The sequence below is a fragment of the Sphingomonas sp. 66-10 genome, assembly GCF_001897045.1.
Classification (GTDB): domain Bacteria; phylum Pseudomonadota; class Alphaproteobacteria; order Sphingomonadales; family Sphingomonadaceae; genus Sphingomonas; species Sphingomonas lycopersici.
The window spans coordinates 154846-157135 of sequence record NZ_MKRR01000106.1; the positions used below are offsets into that span (position 1 = coordinate 154846).

3 protein-coding genes are annotated in these 2290 nt (G+C 66.6%); 2 read left to right on the forward strand and 1 reads right to left on the reverse strand.

Features of this window, described 5'->3' with window-relative positions; translation table 11 throughout:
* On the forward strand, positions 1 to 198 hold a 198-nt coding region (locus BGN95_RS10505), incomplete at its 5' end, for a heparinase II/III domain-containing protein (protein WP_286772567.1).
* A gap of 185 nt (positions 199 to 383) precedes the next feature.
* Entirely contained in the window at positions 384 to 1955 is a 1572-nt protein-coding gene (gene purH, locus BGN95_RS10510; protein ID WP_286772568.1) for a bifunctional phosphoribosylaminoimidazolecarboxamide formyltransferase/IMP cyclohydrolase, read from the forward strand.
* Between the two features lie 153 nt (positions 1956 to 2108).
* On the opposite strand, the gene BGN95_RS10515 is transcribed toward purH, so the two are convergent.
* Positions 2109 to 2290: hypothetical protein (locus BGN95_RS10515; RefSeq protein ID WP_286772569.1), on the reverse strand; the 182-nt coding region annotated here is incomplete at its 5' end.

Below are 2290 nucleotides of genomic sequence, written 5' to 3' on the forward strand. Positions count from 1 at the left end.
GATGGGCTCGCCGCGGTGCTGCGCGTGCCGGGCGGGGCCTTGTGGCAATTCCGCGCGCGCGGCGATTCGCTGGCGATCGAGGACAGTCTGTGGATCGACCCCGAGGGGCGGCCGATCGCGACGCAACAGCTCGTCATCACCGGCGCGGCCGATGCCGGCGGGGCGAGCATCAGCTGGGCGTTGAAGCGCGCGCGCTGAGGGTAACTGGCCTTACTCTATTTCGTCATGCCGGACCTGATCCGGCATCCAGAGCCGCAAATGTGCGTCACTCGTGGCTCTGGATGCCGGGTCGAGCCCGGCATGACGGAGGGTGAGGGTGGCGCGCAAGCGAATTGAACCCTAATAGGCCGCGCGAACCCTCCCTAGCTTCGCGAAAGCCGACCATGACCACGATCCCGATCAAGCGCGCGCTTCTTTCCGTGTCCGACAAGACGGGGGTGGTCGATCTCGCCCGCACGCTGGCCGAGCGCGGGGTGGAACTGGTCTCGACCGGGGGCACCGCCAAGGCGCTGCGCGACGCGGGGCTCGACGTGCGCGACGTTTCCGATCTCACCGGCTTCCCCGAGATGATGGACGGCCGCGTCAAGACGCTCCACCCGATGGTCCACGGCGGGCTGCTCGCGGTGCGTGACGATCCCGCGCACGCCGCGGCGATGGCCGAGCATCGGATCGGCGCGATCGATCTGGTGGTGGTCAATCTCTATCCCTTCGCCCAGACCGTCGCGAAAGGTGCCGAGCGCGACGAGATCATCGAGAATATCGATATCGGCGGCCCGTCGATGGTGCGTTCGGCGGCGAAGAACCACGCTTATGTCGCGATCGTCACCGATCCGGCGGATTATGCGATCGTCGCCAAGGGCGAGACCGATCTTGCCGAGCGCAAGCGGCTCGCGGCCAAGGCGTTTGCCGCCACCGCCACCTATGATGCGATGATCGCGAGCTGGTTCGGCTTCGCCGATCAGCGCGAGCTGTTCCCCGCGACGCTGCCGTTCGTGCTCCAGGCGCCGACCGTGCTGCGCTACGGCGAGAACCCGCACCAGCAGGCGGCATTCTACAACCACGCCGGCCCCGCGACCCCCGGCATCGGCCAGGCGCGGCAGGTGCAGGGCAAGGAGCTGAGCTACAACAATCTCAACGACGCCGATGCGGCGCTCGAGCTGGTCAGCGAATTCCGCGACGCCGCGCCGTCGTGCGTGATCGTCAAGCATGCCAATCCGTGCGGGGTGGCCACCGCGGCGACCTTGGCCGAGGCGTATGAGGCGGCGTTCGCCTGCGACACGGTGTCGGCGTTCGGCGGGATCATCGCCTTGAACCGCACGCTCGACGCGGCGACCGCCAAAGCGATCACCGGGATCTTCACCGAAGTGGTCGTCGCGCCCGATGCCGACGAGGAAGCGATCGCCTTGTTCGCGGCGAAGAAGAATCTGCGGCTGCTGCTCACCGGCGCTTTGCCCGATCCGGCGCGCGGCGGGCTCACCGCCAAGTCGATCACCGGCGGCTGGCTGGTCCAGTCGCGCGACAATGGCCAGCTCACCGACGAGATGCTCAAGGTGGTGACCAAGCGCCAGCCCACGGCGCAGGAACTGGCCGATTGCCGCTTCGCCTGGACGGTCGCCAAGCACGTCAAGTCGAACGCGATCGTCTATGCCAAGGATGGCAGCACCGCCGGGGTCGGCGCGGGGCAGATGAACCGGCTGGAAAGCGCGCGGATCGCGGCGTGGAAGGCGAAGGATGCGGCGGACAAGGCCGGCTGGGCGACGCCGCGCACGATCGGCTCGGCGGTGGCGTCGGACGCTTTCTTCCCCTTCGCCGACGGGCTGCTCGCGGCGGTCGAGGCGGGGGCGACCGCGGTGATCCAGCCGGGCGGCTCGATCCGCGATGCGGAGGTGATCGCGGCGGCCGACGAGGCCGGGCTGGCGATGATCTTCACCGGGATGCGCCACTTCCGGCATTGAGTTTTGACAATGCAGGCCTGTTCACGCTCTGGTTTTTCATCGTTCGTCGACGCGTGCGTTAAACCCATTGTCAACGAAGCAAAAAGCGAATGGCAGTGGCCCAGATCAGGGTCGCGCGCCTCCGTCGTAACACGCGATGACATTGTCATCTGGTTAGTGGCCGGTAGGCTTGCCAGCCTTGCGTGTTTGCTCCTCCGCGACCTTAAACGGTGACGTGGCGTTGGCTTGGGGATCGTAATAGCGATCGATTCGGTTTCGGATCCGCGATTCGACCCGGTTTGCGATACGGCTATTGGTCCGACCTGCGGGATTGATATTTGGCGCGACTTTTTCAC

Coding starts and splice junctions, on each gene's coding strand:
- purH (WP_286772568.1), top strand. CDS start 384: ATGACCACGATCCCGATCAAGCGCGCGCTTCTTTCCGTGTCCGACAAG.